At 32.9% G+C, this 17,196-nt stretch carries 15 protein-coding genes and 2 pseudogenes; 6 read left to right on the plus strand and 11 right to left on the minus strand.

Annotated elements, in window-relative coordinates; genetic code table 11:
* The first annotated feature begins 306 nt into the window (after positions 1-306).
* Together CN692_RS23270 and CN692_RS23275 are read left to right on the plus strand one after the other, a co-directional pair.
* Positions 307-1,050: a YwaF family protein gene (locus CN692_RS23270; protein WP_098121510.1), complete on the plus strand. Its 744-nt coding sequence runs from the start codon at positions 307-309 to the stop codon at positions 1,048-1,050.
* A gap of 127 nt (positions 1,051-1,177) precedes the next feature.
* Entirely contained in the window at positions 1,178-1,537 is a 360-nt protein-coding gene (locus CN692_RS23275) for a YgzB family protein (protein ID WP_098121511.1), read from the plus strand.
* Between the two features lie 40 nt (positions 1,538-1,577).
* Here the strand turns inward: CN692_RS23275 and CN692_RS23280 are convergent, their stop codons facing one another.
* The 7 genes and pseudogenes from CN692_RS23280 to CN692_RS23305 form a co-directional block, all read right to left on the minus strand.
* On the minus strand, positions 1,578-2,015 hold the full coding sequence (locus CN692_RS23280; RefSeq protein WP_098121512.1) for a Fur family transcriptional regulator: 438 nt from the start codon (positions 2,013-2,015) through the stop codon (positions 1,578-1,580).
* Between the two features lie 328 nt (positions 2,016-2,343).
* Entirely contained in the window at positions 2,344-2,808 is a 465-nt protein-coding gene (bcp, locus tag CN692_RS23285) for a thioredoxin-dependent thiol peroxidase (protein WP_098121513.1), read from the minus strand.
* Between the two features lie 22 nt (positions 2,809-2,830).
* On the minus strand, positions 2,831-3,238 hold the full coding sequence (locus CN692_RS23290) for a potassium channel family protein (RefSeq protein ID WP_098121514.1): 408 nt from the start codon (positions 3,236-3,238) through the stop codon (positions 2,831-2,833).
* A gap of 52 nt (positions 3,239-3,290) precedes the next feature.
* Entirely contained in the window at positions 3,291-4,076 is a 786-nt protein-coding gene (locus tag CN692_RS23295) for an ABC transporter permease (protein ID WP_098121515.1), read from the minus strand.
* Between the two features lie 3 nt (positions 4,077-4,079).
* Positions 4,080-4,871, minus strand: coding sequence for an ABC transporter permease (locus CN692_RS23300; protein ID WP_098121516.1), 792 nt, complete (start codon positions 4,869-4,871; stop codon positions 4,080-4,082).
* Positions 4,864-5,001 (minus strand): annotated as a pseudogene (locus CN692_RS27285) (daunorubicin ABC transporter ATP-binding protein); the annotation flags it as partial. The pseudogene CN692_RS27285 and the gene CN692_RS23300, both read right to left, overlap by 8 nt.
* An 86-nt stretch (positions 5,002-5,087) precedes the next feature.
* Positions 5,088-5,877: pseudogene (locus CN692_RS23305) on the minus strand (ABC transporter ATP-binding protein); the annotation flags it as partial.
* Between the two features lie 270 nt (positions 5,878-6,147).
* Here CN692_RS23305 and CN692_RS23310 point away from each other — a divergent pair.
* From CN692_RS23310 to CN692_RS23320, 3 genes are all read left to right on the plus strand, one after another.
* Positions 6,148-7,449, plus strand: a complete 1,302-nt coding sequence (locus CN692_RS23310; protein ID WP_098121518.1) for a glutamate-1-semialdehyde 2,1-aminomutase — start codon at positions 6,148-6,150, stop codon at positions 7,447-7,449.
* Between the two features lie 95 nt (positions 7,450-7,544).
* The gene (locus CN692_RS23315; RefSeq protein ID WP_098121519.1) at positions 7,545-11,936 is read left to right on the plus strand and encodes a glutamate synthase-related protein; all 4,392 of its coding nucleotides are present in this window, start codon (positions 7,545-7,547) and stop codon (positions 11,934-11,936) included.
* Positions 11,937-12,262: 326 nt separating this feature from the next.
* A complete protein-coding gene (locus tag CN692_RS23320; RefSeq protein ID WP_098121520.1) occupies positions 12,263-13,360 on the plus strand; it encodes an FUSC family protein in 1,098 nt (365 codons plus the stop codon).
* A 127-nt stretch (positions 13,361-13,487) separates the two neighbouring features.
* On the opposite strand, the gene CN692_RS23325 is transcribed toward CN692_RS23320, so the two are convergent.
* The 4 genes from CN692_RS23325 to CN692_RS23340 form a co-directional block, all read right to left on the minus strand.
* The gene (locus CN692_RS23325; protein ID WP_098121521.1) at positions 13,488-15,242 is read right to left on the minus strand and encodes an ABC transporter ATP-binding protein; all 1,755 of its coding nucleotides are present in this window, start codon (positions 15,240-15,242) and stop codon (positions 13,488-13,490) included.
* A gap of 99 nt (positions 15,243-15,341) precedes the next feature.
* A complete protein-coding gene (ntdP, locus tag CN692_RS23330) occupies positions 15,342-15,872 on the minus strand; it encodes a nucleoside tri-diphosphate phosphatase (RefSeq protein WP_098121522.1) in 531 nt (176 codons plus the stop codon).
* Between the two features lie 131 nt (positions 15,873-16,003).
* Positions 16,004-16,261, minus strand: coding sequence for a YgaB family protein (locus tag CN692_RS23335; protein ID WP_098121523.1), 258 nt, complete (start codon positions 16,259-16,261; stop codon positions 16,004-16,006).
* Positions 16,262-16,574: 313 nt separating this feature from the next.
* Positions 16,575-16,775 (minus strand): gamma-type small acid-soluble spore protein, encoded by a 201-nt coding sequence (locus CN692_RS23340; protein ID WP_098121524.1) that lies wholly within the window; start codon positions 16,773-16,775, stop codon positions 16,575-16,577.
* Between the two features lie 131 nt (positions 16,776-16,906).
* Here CN692_RS23340 and CN692_RS23345 point away from each other — a divergent pair, with 131 nt between their 5' ends.
* Positions 16,907-17,131: a hypothetical protein gene (locus tag CN692_RS23345; RefSeq protein ID WP_098121525.1), complete on the plus strand. Its 225-nt coding sequence runs from the start codon at positions 16,907-16,909 to the stop codon at positions 17,129-17,131.
* The last annotated feature ends 65 nt before the right edge of the window (positions 17,132-17,196 follow it).

The raw sequence follows: 17,196 nt of genomic DNA on the forward strand, positions 1-17,196 counted from the left end.
CGACTTTTTCATATTAACATTCTCACAAGAGCCTGTCAACATTTTTTAAAATCTTTTCTTTCGTTGCCGTTATCTCTCGGCGACATGTATTAATATAACATCGATATTTCTCATCGTCAATACTTTTTAAACGTTTTTTTCAAAAAAAGTTAAACTTTATCTCATAAGAACGTATAGTACAGATTTTTATTCTTCATACTTTAATCTAAATAAGCAGAATACAATCTAATAAGTAGAACTTGAATCCATTTAACTGTAACGAAATATGCAGTAGTATTTATGTCCTTTTAAAGAGAGGTGTAATTATTGAATGGTTTCGTATTATTTTCAAAGCAACATATTATTACTTTATTAATCATTCTCTTACTTCTTATCTCTTTGTATTACTTCAAACATTTGATCAAGAAAAAGAAAAAAGTATATTTATTCATTCGTTCTCTGTTAATCATTTCAATGCTTTTAGTCGAGTTTCTTCTATATGGATGGCTTATTAAAACGAACCAGTGGGATTGGGGGGATTCATTACCTCTCCAACTTTGCGGAATTAGTATGTATTTATGTTGTTATACACTCATTACAAAGAATTATAAAGTATATGAAATCATTTACTTTTGGGGGTTAGCTGGAGCTATCCAATCTGTGCTTACACCGGATATAAAGTATGCTTTTCCTCATTTTAAATATATACAATTCTTCATTACTCATGGGGGAATCATTTTATCGATCTGTTACATGACATTTATTTTTGGATATACACCAACATTCCGTTCATTGTTAAAGTCCTTTCTATATTTAATAATACTAGCAATACCAATTTACTTACTAGATTATTTCATAAAAGGAAACTACTTATTTTTAAGAGCAAAACCACCTGGAGCAAACTTGCTAGACTTTTTTGGACCATGGCCATATTACTTAATCGTTCTAGGCCTGCTACTGATTCCCTATTTTTTAATTCTATATAGCCCGATTCATCTTATAAACAATAAGAAGAAAAAACAATCACAATTCAACTCATCTAATAAAATAAATCCAATTGAATCTCCATAAAGATAGAACAAATTCAATAAAGTCCAACTTAATATCAATCCATTAAATAAGTTCGTATGGTTTTCCATGTTAGCACTAACATTTCCAATCCCATTTATGCTATATTACAAAGAGTGGGGTGGACAAAGTGGCAAAAAAGAAAAGTAGTAAAATTAATAATATAAGAACGTTTGCACTTTCATTATTATTTATTGGCTTCATCATTATGTACGGTGGTGTATTTTTCAGAGAGCATAAAATTGTTATGACGATTTTTATGCTTGTAGGGTTTTTAGCGATTATCGGAAGTACTGTTGTTTACTTTTGGATCGGAATGCTTTCTACAAAAACGATTCAGGTTGTCTGTCCGAATTGTAGCAAAACGACTAAAATGCTTGGAAAAGTTGACATCTGTATGTATTGCAATGAGCCCCTTACATTAGATCCTTCATTAGAAGGTAAAGAATTTAATGAAAAATATAATAGCAAACGAAATGCTAAGCAATAGCATAGTAAATAAAGCACATTACATTATGTAATGTGCTTTATTATGATAATGTTTTTTCTTTACATTTAGGACAAATACCGTATACTTCCATTCTATGATTAGTTACTTCAAATCCCGTTTCCTTCTCAACATAAAGATTGATTCCTTCTAATCCATCATAATGAAAATCATTCATTTCACCACATTTTTGGCAAATGATATGATAATGATCAGTTGTTATATAATCAAAACGACTAGAAGAATCACCGAAGTTCAATTCTTTAACCATTCCTACTTCACGTAATACTCTGAGATTATTGTAAACCGTTGCTACACTCATATTTGGAAATTTTCCCTCAAGTGCTTTATAGATTTCGTCAGCAGTTGGATGTGTTCCACTTCCGATTAAATATTCTATAATCGCATGTCTCTGAGGTGTAATACGTACGCCGCTATTCTTTAAATGTAAAATTGCATCTTGAATATTTTCCTTATGCAACGCCGCTCTCCCCGTTTCTATAAATTAGTTCCAAATTTACTTACTTATTATTAGTTTATTCAACTGCTAGAATATTTGTCAACTTTTTGAGAATTTATAAAAAAAATTAGACACTACTTGTTTTCCCATCATGTAAACAAAAAAAATGTGCGAGAATTAACTCGCACTTCAAAATGCTATCATCTGAGGAGGTATGCCCTATACTTCAATATATTCTCGAAAGCATGATAGGTATAGACGAAAAGCTCGATTATTTTATATAAAACGTTTCTTTCTCAAAAAAAAACTCGCGTAGTCAAGTTCTTTCATCAATTTAGTTTGTACAATTTTACGAATGATTGATTACACTATATACATCTTCAACATGGTTTTTTACTCTAACCTTTTGCCACACATTTTCGATACAACCTTCTTCATCAATTAAAAATGTTGTCCGTTCAATCCCCATATATTCCTTACCAAAATTATTTTTCAACTTCCATACATCAAATAACTTCGCAACTTCAGTAGTTTCGTCTGAAAGTAATAAAAATGGTAACTGATACTTTTCAATAAATTTTTCATGTCTTTTTACAGGGTCTGGACTGATTCCTAAAATGACAGTACCACTATTCATAAACTTTTCATATGAGTCTCTAAAATCACAAGCTTCCGTAGTACATCCCGGTGTCATATCTTTTGGGTAAAAATAAAGAACTACTTTCTTACCTTTAAAGTCTGATAGTGATACATCTTCCCCATTACTAGCTGGTAATGTAAAATCTGGTGCTTTAACTCCAATTTCAACAGTCATAACAATCTCCTTAAAAAAAATATTAACGTTCATCTTTAAATACTTGTAAAACAAAAGCCGCTGGCATCGTATAGCCGATCAGTGCCTCCATCATAGCAACCCATCTTCCGATCCCTACTGGTACAATATCCCCATACCCTACGGATAAAAGTGTAATCGCGCTAAAATATAAGCATAACCCCATTATATGGTAATTAGTCCCTTCAATAGGAATAGAATGCTCAATTAAAATCGGACGCTGTCCATGTTCTAATATAAAATAGACTGCACTAAAGCCTATAAGTACCGTTCCATATATTAAAAATAAAATAATATAATTATTAACTGAAATAAGACCTTTACTTACTTTTTTAGTTGAAGTATTCCATAAATACACTAGACTATACAAGATTGCAAAGATTGCTATAAAAAAGAAAAAAGCAGTTCCCATTCCAATCACCTCATTTCAATTTATGAAACAAGCTATTGAAATAGAATACTGCTTAGTTCCCAGCACCTTTATATTTTTTTACTCCTTGATTCCAAATCACCACAGATATTACAAAAACAACTAACCCCATAACTGGTGTTAAAAATGAATAGACATACCATTCGCTTCTACGGAGAAAATATGCAGCCGGGTAAACACCAACAAATGCAAATGGCAAAATCCACGTTAATACAAATCGAATAATCGGATGATATATATTAATAGGATATCGACCGTAGTTTCCTATATTATACATTAACGGCATTATGGATGTTCTAGCATCTGACCAAAATCCAATACTAGCTAAAGCGATAAAAATACCAGCGTAAACAAACATCCCACCAAAAGCCATTAATAAAAATAAGAATGGGTCATACCAAGTGATCGTTAAACCTAATTTAACACCAGCATAAATCATAATAATTAGTCCAGTTATCGCACCTAGTAATGATTCAAGCTCCATTTTTTCTAATATAACCTGAAAAAGACTATGAATAGGTCGAGTTAAAATACGATCAAACTCACCTTTAACAATATAACGATCATTAAAATCCCATATATTAAAAAATGAACCAAATAAAGCAAATGGAACTAAAAAGAATCCATAAATGAATACAATTTCGTCTCGGTTCCACCCTTCAATAAGTGAAGTGTGATTGAAAACTAATAATATAAAAATTAAATTAACAGCTTGAGACATTAAATCTGATAAAAATGATAAGAAGAAATTTGCTCTATAATGAAACTTAGTTTTTAAATATTGACCAGAATATTGAAGAAATATATTAATATAAAACATTCCTTAACCTCCCTGTATAACAAGATGCTTTTTAGCTTTATACCATATAAGTGTAATTGGAATACACAAAATGATAATCCAAGTAATTTGGAATAAAAGTCCTCTTAAAATCAATTCACCTTTAATTCCTTCAGCAAAAATCATACTAGGAATATAGCTAATCCCTTGAAAAGGTAAGTACTTCATTATACTTTGAGACCAAGCTGGAAAGAATGTTATCGGAATCGTTAAACCTGAAAACAAATCAATGATGACACGCTTTGCTTGAATAAAGCCCATATTATTTTGTAGAAAGAATGCCATTAGTCCAGTTAATAAATTCAATTGTGTATTGATTGCAAAACTGAAAACTGAAGCTAGTAAAAATAATCCTAAAGTAGATAAATTAAATGAAACATCTAATCGGAAAATTAATGCTACTAATATAAACCCTGGAATTGAAAAGAAAAAGAATCTAAAAATACCCTCACCTAATCCTTGCATCACTTTCGTAAGCAAATAATTATAAGGTCTTATAAGTTCAATAGCTACTTTACCTTCTACAATTTCTTCTGCAATTTCACGATCTAGATTATTAAAATAAAAAGCCCTTGCCATCCAAGCGATTGCAACATAAGTAGTCATCTGGTTTACAGAAACCCCTTGGATTGAACCTTGATGACCATATATAGCTTTCCATAAAAAGTAATAAGCACCTATATTAATAGTATAAATTACAATTCCTGTGTAATAATTTGTACGATAGGCTAACATCATTAAAAAACGAATACGAATAATTTCAATATACTTACCCATTACTAATCCCCTCTTGATAAATGTTTCGAATGATTTCTTCAGTAGAAATTTCTAACATCTTCATATCTTTAACGGGATTTGTTTGAACAACTTTTGCAATGATCATCGAAATAAGCGTTTCATCGTTTGGTAATGTAACGCTCCAAATATTTTCTCCTTCTTCTTGCTTCCATTTCACATCAGTTCGTCCAATTAATTCGTTTAACATACCAAGATTTACAGGTTTAATAAACTGGAATTGTATTTCTTTCTCTTCTCCCCATTGGCCTTTTAACTGTTCGAGTTTCCCATCATAAATGATTTTTCCTTCATCTAACATAACTACTCGATCACATAGTGCCTCAATATCAGAAATATCGTGGGTGGTTAAAAGAATTGTTGTACCATATTTTTGATTTAACTCTTTTAAAAACTCGCGGATTTTTAATTTTACTAAAACGTCTAAACCGATTGTAGGCTCATCTAAAAATACTAAAGGTGGGTTATGAATTAATGCCGCAGCTAATTCACATCTCATTCTTTGACCTAAAGATAACTTTCTAACTGGTTGATCCAATAATGGCTCGATATCTAAAGTCTTAATGATGTAACCCATATGCTCTTCATATTGTTTATCTGGTATTTGATAAACTTTTTTTAGTAATCGAAATGATTCTTGTACAGCAATATCCCACCATAACTGAGATCTTTGACCAAATACAACGCCGATCGATTTAACAAAACGCTCTCGATCTTTTTGAGGGTGAAATCCATTAACGGTTACATCACCAGAAGTAGGCGTTAAGATTCCAGTCAACATTTTAATCGTAGTTGACTTTCCTGCTCCATTCTCCCCAATATAGGCCATCATTTCACCTTTTTTTACAGAAAAACTTATATTATTAACTGCTGTCTTAGTTTTATAGTTTCTTGTAAACAAGTCTCTAAATGCACCTTTTACACCAGAGCGACTTAAAAAAGTTTTAAATTCTTTGTGCAAGTTTTGTACTTCAATCATGTTCTCCATACGTATTCCTCCATTTTTTATTCCGTCGCTTAGTGTATTTTAAATATGGACTAAGTACAATAAAAAAGTACTGAAAAATAATTTCCAATTTTTCGGTCTTTTTTTAAGAAAAATATAGATTCTACAAAATGTTCAAATTTCTTTCAAAGTTGGAAAGGCTTACATTTACCACGCACTAAAATTTCGTGCTAGAATGTAATTTAACCACATAAATAATGTAAAGATGCCGGTTAAAATCTTTCATTTTTTATCATTAATGGGAGGTACTCCATGAATAATCAAAAGTCAATTGAAATACATAATGAAGCTTTAGAACATATCGTTGGAGGCGTAAACAGTCCTTCAAGATCGTTTAAAGCAGTAGGTGGCGGAGCTCCTGTCACAATGAAACGCGCAAAAGGCGCATATTTTTGGGATGTTGATGGCAACCAATATATAGATTATTTAGCAGCATACGGTCCTATTATTACGGGTCATGCTCATCCTCATATTACAGCTGCGATTACAAACGCAGCAGAAAATGGTGTCCTTTACGGTGCACCGCATGAGCTTGAAGTACAATTTGCGAAAATGCTAAAAGAAGCAATCCCTAGTATGGATAAAGTCAGATTTACAAATTCAGGTACAGAGTCCGTTATGACTACTATCCGTGTAGCAAGAGCTTACACTGGTAAAACTAAAATCGTTAAATTTGCTGGATGCTATCACGGTCATTCAGATTTAGTACTTGTTGCCGCTGGTTCAGGTCCATCTACTCTTGGTACCCCGGATTCTGCTGGTGTTCCACAAAGTATTGCCAACGAAGTAATTACTGTTCCATTTAACGACATTGAAGCATATGCAGAGACAATGGAAAAATGGGGTCATGAAGTAGCTGGTGTACTTGTTGAACCAATCGTCGGTAACTTTGGAATCGTTGAACCAAAAGAAGGTTTCCTAGAAGCAGTGAATGAAATAACGCACAATCACGGTGCATTAGTCATTTATGATGAAGTAATTACTGCCTTTAGATTTATGTATGGTGGAGCGCAAAACCTATTAGGAGTTGAGCCAGATTTAACAGCTCTTGGAAAAATCATAGGTGGTGGTTTACCGATTGGAGCTTATGGTGGCAAGAAAGAAATTATGGAAACAGTTGCTCCTCTAGGTCCTGCTTATCAAGCTGGAACGATGGCTGGTAACCCTGCATCAATCGCAGCTGGTATTGCATGTCTTGAAGTATTGAAACAAGAAGGTGTCTATGAAGAGTTAGACCGCTTAGGTACAATTCTTGAAAAAGGTATTCAAGAAAAAGCTGATGAGTACAACATCCATATTAAGATCAACCGTTTAAAAGGTGCCTTAACTGTTTATTTCGGTATAGACGAAGTAACGAATTATGAAGAAGCAAAAAAAGCTGATAGCGAAGTATTCGGTAGATTTTTTAAACTTCTATTAGAAGAAGGTATTAACTTAGCACCTTCAAAATATGAAGCTTGGTTCTTAACTACAGCTCATACTGAACAAGATGTTCTCCAAACAATTAATGCGGTTGGGAACGCATTCCAAAAATTAGCTACGATTAAACAATGATCTATCCGAGGTCACTCCAACTATTGAAGTGGCCTCTATTTATACATCATTAATTCTGAATAATCAATTTTTAATTATATATAGGAGGTAGTTAAATGAAATTTCAAACAAAAACAGAATGGTCACCAGGGTTATTTAGAGATTATTACAATAGTGAACATGATGCATGTGGAATCGTTGCTTTCATCAATCGTTCCATTACTCAAACAAGAGAAACAGTCGATATCGCTGCTGAAAGTCTTCGAAAGATGAATCACCGAGCGGGATTTACAAACGGTGAAGGTGATGGTGTAGGAATTCAAACTGACATCCCTACTTTGCTTTGGCAAGAAAAACTGACATCTGTTGGTATTAGTCCAGAGATCGTTTCACACCCTTCTTTTACAGTAGGACATTTCTTTTTTGATGAAAAATCAGAAGTACAAACTTTGCTTCAAATTTTTGAAGAAAACGGTTATGAAACTTTATTCCATAGTTCTAACCAAACCTGCACATTGGCACTTGGTCCAATTGCTCAAGCAGCAGAACCTGAATTTTTACAAGTAGCATTACTTCCAATTAAAAATCACCAAAGCACATCTCTCTTTGATTTAACAAATATTATTAGCAATAAATCAAATGTAACTGTTGTTTCGCTAAGTCAATCTACTTGCGTATATAAAGTAATGGGAACAATCGACACTTTATTATCATACTATTCTGACTTGCAGCACCCTAATTTTCAATCATCTGTTGTTGTAGGTCATAACCGCTACTCAACAAACACTTCATCTTCGTTTTCAAGAGTTCAACCATTTAGCTTATTAGCACATAACGGAGAAATTAATACGATTGAACAATTGAGGATTGAAGCAAAGCAAATTGGAGCCAATATACAAAATGGTAATAGTGATTCACAAGATGTAAATATTACGTTAGAAACATTAATTCATAAATATCATTACACTTTGAAAGAAGCAATGGAATTATTATTCCCACCAGTACCTGCAGAATTTGAATTAGATCAAGAAGTAAACTCAATTTACAATACAATTCGAAGTACATTCGGTCCTTATTGCCAAGGTCCTGCAGGTGTATTAACAAGAGAAGGAAATGAATTTGTCGCAAGTGTTGACGCTTTAGGGCTACGTCCTGTATGGCAACTTGAAACAAATGATTATTATGTATTTTCATCAGAACAAGGTATCCTTTCTCCAGAATTATTTATCTCGGAGCCGCACGCACTTTCACCTGGAGAAAAAATAGGTATTAATTTACTAAAAGATCGCGCTCAACTTTTAACGCACCGTGAATTAACACATTTTGTCACAACGAAATTAAGTGACAAATTAGCTATGAATCTAGCAAATAAAGAAGCAAATTCAACTGATTATGTAGAACACTCACCTCCTTCTATTCATCCGTTTGAATATGGTGCATTCGGATGGCAAAAGGAACAAATCCAACTAGTTGAACAAATGGCAGAAAAAGGTGCTGAACCTATTCGTTCATTAGGTCATGATGCTCCACTAGCTTGTTTAGATGATGCTAGAAAAAATCTATCAGACTATATGAAGGAAACAGTTGCAGTTGTAACGAACCCAGCCATCGATCGTGATCGTGAAACAGAGCACTTCTCTATTTCTGTTCTTTTAGGAAAAAGACCATCCATTTCAAAGAAAGAATCTGGAATTGTTCTTCAACTCCCTTCTCCAATATTAGGTGATGGTTTTGTAGGAAGTACTCTAAAAGCAAATCGTGAACAAATTACGTATGAAGAAATCATCAATCTATATCAATTAGAAAATAAACTATATACAATTCAAAGCACATTTTCTAACTTACCTTTAGAGGAAACATTATCTGGGTACAAATACGAAGCAATTGAAGCTGTGAGAAATGGTGCAGAATGTATTGTTATTACAGATGACGAAGCACACAAAAATAATCAATATTGGATTGATCCGGCACTTATTACAGCGATCATCCATAATGGTCTTGTGAATGCAAAATTAAGAAGAAGCTGTTCAATTATTTTAAAAACAGCTGCAGTTCGTAATCTTCACGATTTTATGGTAATGAAAGGTTTAGGTGCAGATGCAATTAATCCTCATTTCCTTTTTGGGACAATATCAGAATTGGAAACTCCAGACAAAATCGTAAAACTATATGATGTTTTAAATAAAGGCATCGAAAAAGTTATTTCAACAATCGGTATGCATGAACTACGAGGCTATGCAAAAATGTTTAGTAGTATCGGTTTACAAGAAGATATCGCTTCGTCTTTAGGTGTAATCAATTTCTTCGGAGATCAATCAGTTTCTGGATTCCAATTAATCGAAACAGATTCAAAAAAACGATATGAAGATTACAATGCAGGTAACGCAACGATGCCAAAGTCATTCCATGTATTCCCTCGAATTTGGAAGGCTATTGGAGAAACGGCACAAACTGGTAGCTATGAAACATATCGTCAAAAATTAAATCAAATTGAAGAAGACCGTCCAACTACAGTACGACATGCGCTTTCATTAGTTGAAAGTAGTAAACCAATTGCTTCAGGCCAAGTCTCATTAGAAATTGGTACTCACTCATTACCATTTATTATTAGTTCAATGTCATTTGGATCTCAAAATGAAGTTGCTTTTAGAGCATATGCTGAAGGTGCAAATCGACTAAACATGATTAGCTTAAATGGTGAAGGTGGAGAAATCCAAGATATGATTGGAAAATATCCAAATACCCGTGGACAACAAATCGCTTCGGGCCGATTCGGGGTTAATGCGAATTTACTCCACTCTTCAAATTTAATTGAAATTAAAATCGGTCAAGGTGCAAAACCAGGTGAAGGTGGTCACTTACCTGCTTCAAAGGTAACACAAAAAATTGCAGAAACTAGAAACGCAACGTTAGGATCAGATTTAATTTCACCTTCAAATAATCATGATATTTATTCAATTGAAGATCTAGCTCAGATGATTAGTGAAATTAAAGCAGTTAATCCTAATGCAAAAGTAGCTGTAAAAGTACCTGTTGTACCTAACATTGGTACAATTGCAGTCGGTATTGCAAAAGCTGGTGCAAACTTTATTAATATTAGTGGCTTTGATGGCGGAACTGGTGCTGCTCGTGTTCATGCTATTCAAAATGTAGGTTTACCAGTAGAAATTGGCGTACGTGCAGCCCACAATGCATTATTAGAATCTGGTTTACGTAATTCTGTTGAGATTTGGGCAGATGGTGGAATGAAAAGTGTAAATGATGTAGTGAAAATGATGATTCTAGGTGCAAACCGTATTGGTTTTGGAACTTTATCAATGATTGCAATCGGTTGTACTACTTGTCGTGGTTGTCATTTAGATACTTGCCATGTTGGGATCGCAACACAAATTGACTCTGAAATCGAAGCGATGCGTCACGGCTTACGAAAATTCACACCTAGACAACTTGAAACAGCTGTAACCAATTTAGTACAATTCTTCACTGCATTCAAAAACGAATTGCAAGCGATTGTTGGTTCTTTAGGAATTAAAAATGCTCAAGATCTTGTTGGTAAAACGGAATACTTAAAACAAACAAGATTTTTAGATACTTTAAGTTTATCTAATTTATTATCAACTAATAAAATCGAGGAAAAAGAATACATCCTTTCTAACGGTGAATCTGCTAAAGTACTTCAAAGTAATGATGTTGGAGTTTATGCTAAGGTTGATAATGAATATCGTCACGCGGGTAGTTTGCTAATTCATGACTTAGTAGTAGAAAAACAAACAAAAGGCGCAGCTTTACCTGTAGAGCTAAGTTTCGAGGATCAGTCTATCCCAGGAAATGGTCTAGGAACTTATACAGTAGAAGATTATTCTGTATTCGTCCAAGGTGGAGCTCAAGACGGAGTAGCAAAAACTGCATTTGGTGGAACAATTTTTATTAGTAAAGCTTTAGGTGCCAACGGTCAATACTTTGGAGGTTCAGTCGGAAAATGCTTTGCATATGGAGCACAAAAAGGACAATTCTTTATCCAAGGTAATGCTGATTCTCGAGCAGGTATTCGTTTATCAGGTGCCGATGTTGTAATTGGTGGTCATAATCACTCTAGTCAACCTACTTCTCAAAAAACGCGATTAGGTGCAAAAGCAAATATAAACGGCTTTGCATTTGAATACATGACTGGCGGTCGAGCAGTAGTTCTAGGTGACCCAGGACCATGGATGTGTGCAGGTATGACGGGCGGAGTAATTTATGTTAGAAACTCTCCTGAATTAGGACTTACAAAAGAAGCTTACCAAAATCGAATCGCAAAAGGTGCAAGTGTTAATATTGTACCTGTAGATGCAACTGGTAAAAAAGATTTAAATGAATTACTTGTGAAATATAAATCACTTCTAATTCAACATAATCAAAATGAAGAAGCCCTATTTGTACAAAGTTTATTAGAAAATATTGACCATAACTTTTTACAAATTAAACCTAAAAAAGAACAAGCGGATCCATCTGTTTCAACAGAATGATTTTATTAAAAGAAGCGAAAAATTTCGCTTCTTTTTTATTTACTCTTTACTAATTTATCTCCAATAGTAAGAATAAAGCCCTTTCAATTTTAAATTCGAAATCTTTTAATTTAACTAATAATTTAATCTTTTTCTCCCTTCATATATTTAACAAAATTTCTTGAAAAATTGTATTGATAATGCGTGTAGTTCATTGTATAGTTACAGGATGTTACATGAGTAAAAAAATGAAAATCGTATTGAACTTTATGTAATAAATAGTAGTTTAATAATCATATAGAATTGAAAACAAGCATTAAGCTAGTCAAACAAAAAGGAGTAAAACAATGAGATTAGGAGCGCGTGTTCTAAAAACTGGTATAGCAATTACGCTCGCCATTTATAGCGCGATGTTTTTTGATTTATCTACAGCTTCAATTGCAGGTATCTCAGCTATTTCGGCATTAAAATCGTCAGTAAACCAATCATATAAATCGTTAGTTGAGCAACTTCAAGCTAACTTGATTGGTGCATTCCTGGCAATAATTGCGGTGATTACTCTAGGGAATAATCCAGTCATTATAGGAATTACATGTATTCTCGTGATTATCATTACATTAAAATTAAAACTTGAAAATACAATCGCTACAACATTAGTTACCGTAGTTGTAATTATGGAGGTTAGTACTAGTACTGAACACTTTGCCATTTTTACTTTTGATCGTATTATGGCAGTATTGATTGGTGTATTTGCAGCATCTTTCGTAAATATTTTCTTAATGCCTCCAAATTATGAAAAAAAATTATCTCGTTGCATGATTTCTGCTACTGAGCAAACCAATAAATTAATGATGATGGCTTTACACAAAACTGTTAGCCATAATGGATTAAGAGATGAAATTTACCAGTTAAGAGAAATCATGAGAAATGTGACGAGAATATATCGTCTATATAAAGAAGATCGAATTATTATTATTGGACGAAAGAAAAAAGAACATGAGAAAGCTCGTAAAATCGTATTGTTTAGACAAATGCTTGTCACAGCCGATAATGCATTTGATACTCTAAAAGCTCTAAACCGATTGGAGTATGAAATAAATACCTCACCGAAAGAGTTCCAAGAATTAATTAAAAATGAACTAACATGCCTAATGCAGTTTCATGAGCATGCAATAATGAAATTACTCGGCAAAGTAAACTTTGATCAAACCGCTCCACTTCATAGAGAAGAAAATATATTAAAAGATAAATTAACAAAGGCATTCTTGGATCACCATGATTTAAATGATGAAGAAAAACAAAAAACATGGTTACATCTATTCCAAGTTGTTTCTGCCATTTTAGAATATAGTGAAAATGTTGAACATTTAAATACACTTGTCGATAGCCACCAAACGTACCACAAGGAATATCAAGTACAAGTTGAACAAATAGAGACAATGTAAAATAACTAAAAACAAAAGCCTCCGATTCTACGGAGGCTTTTTTGTTTATTCTGTAAGTATTTTCTCTAGTTTCTTATCCATTTATACTTTAATCCACTCTTATAAATACCTCAAAAACAGTCCTGTTCTACACTGAACTTATCTCTAAATTTTGAATTTCAAATAAATGATAATAAGCATCTTTTTTAGCTATTAATTCTTCGTGCGAACCAATTTCGACTATTTGACCTTGATCAATATAAACAATTTTGTCTACATGCGTAATAGTGGATAGTCTATGGGCTATAAAAATGGTTGTACGATTTTTTGCCAATTCATTAATAGCATCTTGAATATACTTTTCATTTTCTAAATCTAGCGCTGAAGTTGCTTCATCGAATATTAGGATTGAAGGATTTCTTAAAAATACACGGGCAATTGCTACACGTTGTTTTTGGCCACCTGAAAGTTTTACCCCTCTTTCTCCAACAAGCGTGTCATATCCACTTGGTAAACTCATTATAAAATCATGTGCATTGGCAGCTTTAGCGGCTGCAATAATTTCTTCTTCACTAGCATTTGGATTTCCATAATGAATATTCGCTTTAACTGTATCACTAAATAGAAAATTATCTTGTAAAACAATACCGATTTTTTCACGCATACTTTTTAAATCATAATCTTTTATGTCAACACCATCAATTTCAATGTTTCCTTTTGTTACGTCATAAAAACGCGGTATGAGACTAACTAACGATGACTTGCCTCCACCACTCGAACCGACCAATGCAATCTTTTGACCAGGTTCAATTTTGAAAGATACATCTTGAATAACTTCATCGTCATCCGCATTGTATTGAAAAGATACATTATTAAAATGAATTTTACCTTCTAATGTTTTTGCATAAACTGGATTTTCACGATTAACAATATCATATTTTTCGTCCATTAATTCGAAAACACGATCCATCGATGCAAAGGATTGTGTTAAAGTAGTTGATGAATTAGCTAATCTTCTTAATGGATCATATAATCGATCAATATAACCAACAAATGCAACCATTTCACCGAGTGTTAAATGACCATGAATGACTTGATATGCAGAAAATCCAATAATTAATAAAGGTCCAATATCAGTTAAAGTATTAATGATAGTAAAAGTACTCGCATTCCAGCTTGTATGTTTCAAAGCGCGATCTAAAAACTCACCATTTTTTTCTTTAAATAATCCACTTTCATAATCTTCAAGTGCAAAGCTTCGTGTTACTTGCATTCCTTGAATTCTCTCTGTTAAAAATCCTTGAAGTACAGCTAAAGCTTGAGACCTTTGGCGAGTTAAAAAGCGGAGTCTACCGAAAAAGTATTTAACTGCAATTGTATAAAATGGCAATACGACTAGCGATACAAGCGTTAACTTTACATCCATTGTTAACATGATCGTGACTGTAATTAAGATTGTAATTAAATCTAACCATACGTTCATTAATCCAGTAATAACAAAATCTTTAGTAGACTCAACATCATTTACTACTCGCGAAATGATTTCGCCAGTCTTTGCATTCGCATAATATCTTAAACTAAGTTTTTGAAGATGTTTGAATAAATAATCCCTTATATCAAATAAAACACGACTTCCAATATATTGTGCATAGTATTGTCTAACATACTCAATTGGCGGTCGTACGATAACAAAAATTCCAAACGCAAACATCATGATATAAATAAGATGTGAAGTCTTTGTTGCGATTGGTATATGAGAATTAATAATGTTATCTACTACATATTTTAATAAAAACGGTAAAATCAATGGGATCCCAAATTTAACGATACCGATTGCAATCGTTAAAAATATATGGAATCGATACGGTTTAACAAATTTTAAATAACGTCTAATACTTCCCATATTTCCATCCTTTCTTATCATTCAAAAAGAAACTGTTGAGCAATTATCTTTTTGAGATGATTGAATCTCAAAAAACTAAGTCCGCTCAACAGTTTCAGGTTAATCACGATACATTAAGAATCGCTCATACCAATTATCAATAAAATCGGTAGCAAACGGCCCTTTTCGTTGATGAATTAATTCCTTTAAATAACCTAAGTTTTTCTTTAAAATTGGGTCAATAATAGGAGGATAATTCATTAATTGTCGATGATTTTCATATTCATCTTCATCTAACAGCACGTAAGTCATGTCTGGAAAAACTTTAATATCAAGATCATAATCAATATATTTAATGGCACCGTCTTCATAGACGAAAGGTGAGCTTATATTGCAGTAATAGTAAACTCCATCTTCTCTAATCATTCCGATAACATTAAACCAATAATCCATATCAAAGTAACAAATTGCTGGCTCTCGTGTAACCCATGTTCTACCGTCCGATTCAGTTACAAGCGTGCGATCATTTGCGCCAATTACTAACTGCTGCGTCCCTTTTAAAATGGTTGTCTCTTCCCATATACGATGAATATGTCCATTATGTTTATAACTATGTATCTGTATCTTTTCTCCCGGCTTGGGAACGTTCATGGCTTCTCCCTTCTTTCTAGTGTGGACGCATTTCAACACTTTATTTATACTTTACACTTCTATTATAACTAGTTCTTATCCATTTTTAAACAAAAGGGCGTTCAATTTGGTAATATGGCCCAAATTTTTTTTTATTTTAACGCAATTTTTCTCTCATCTGAGAAAGATTTAATAATTTGTTGGGTTTGTATTAAGAAAGTGTCTTGGATAGCTTTTAATTCAGTTCGCATTATATGTATCTCATCTTGGATAGAAGACAATTTTGACAAATCTTCTAATTCAAATAGTTGGTTTTCAATTTCTTGACATCGTTCAATTTCTTCTTGAATCTTTATTAATTGATCCATTGTTTCAAGTTGACGACTTACCAATTCATCGAATACTTGCATACTATTCACCATCCTTATTTCATTAATACACTATTTCTTGAAAACTAACGTAATCCCTTTGACTACATTTGGCGATATTTGACTTTTGGAAAGAAAATACTCATTCTGTAAAAAGTATGTGGATTTCTAATGAAGGTTTAAATTATGAAAAAGAGCACCCTTTTATAAGGATGCTCTTTTCGAACGTTCTTTATAACAACTAGACTGCATGATCTCACATCAGACAGGAAGATGATATGGAAATTAAGCTTCAATAGCTTATTACCGTTTCATCAACAGCGCACCTCTAGTATTTCAATTTCTTTTAAAATGCTTATTGTTGGTTTTGTTGTCCAAAGTTTTTAGAAGCAGATTTTTGTGCAGATTTTGCATTTGCTTCTCTTACAGCTTGAACATCAGTTTCACTTGAAAACTCTTGTCCAAAACTTTGGTTTTGTTGTTGTACTTTTCCAATGTTAGTTCCAGATGCTGTTTTTCCAGCATTGAATTGATTGTTGTTGTTGTTGTTGTTCATGATTTATCACCTCCACGAATAATATGATGTCCATTAGTCGGGGGAATATGTAAAAAAATTTAACTTAATTTTTTTGTTTAATGAACCTTTCGAGTGGAAAACTAAGAGAATAAATTATGAGGAGGCTTTTTATGTACGTAGGAAGAGATCTCACAGAATTATCAATGACTCCAAAAACTGAGTGGAAAGATAGTGAGTTGGAATATTATCATCATTCTTTTCAACAAATCACAGGTTATTTAAATATTGAAGGTAGCACAATACAAAAAGAAATTATAAAAGAAATTGAATCTCGAGGTGGTTTGCATCGAAATGAAGCAGACTGGACAAGTGGAACTCGCCCCACTATTGATTAAATTGATTTAACTAAGTATAGTTTGTTTAAAAAAATCCCAACAATTGTGTTGGGATTTTTTCATGG

It is taken from the genome of Bacillus sp. AFS002410 (assembly GCF_002556365.1).
In the GTDB taxonomy this organism is placed as follows: Bacteria; Bacillota; Bacilli; order Bacillales; family Bacillaceae_G; genus Gottfriedia.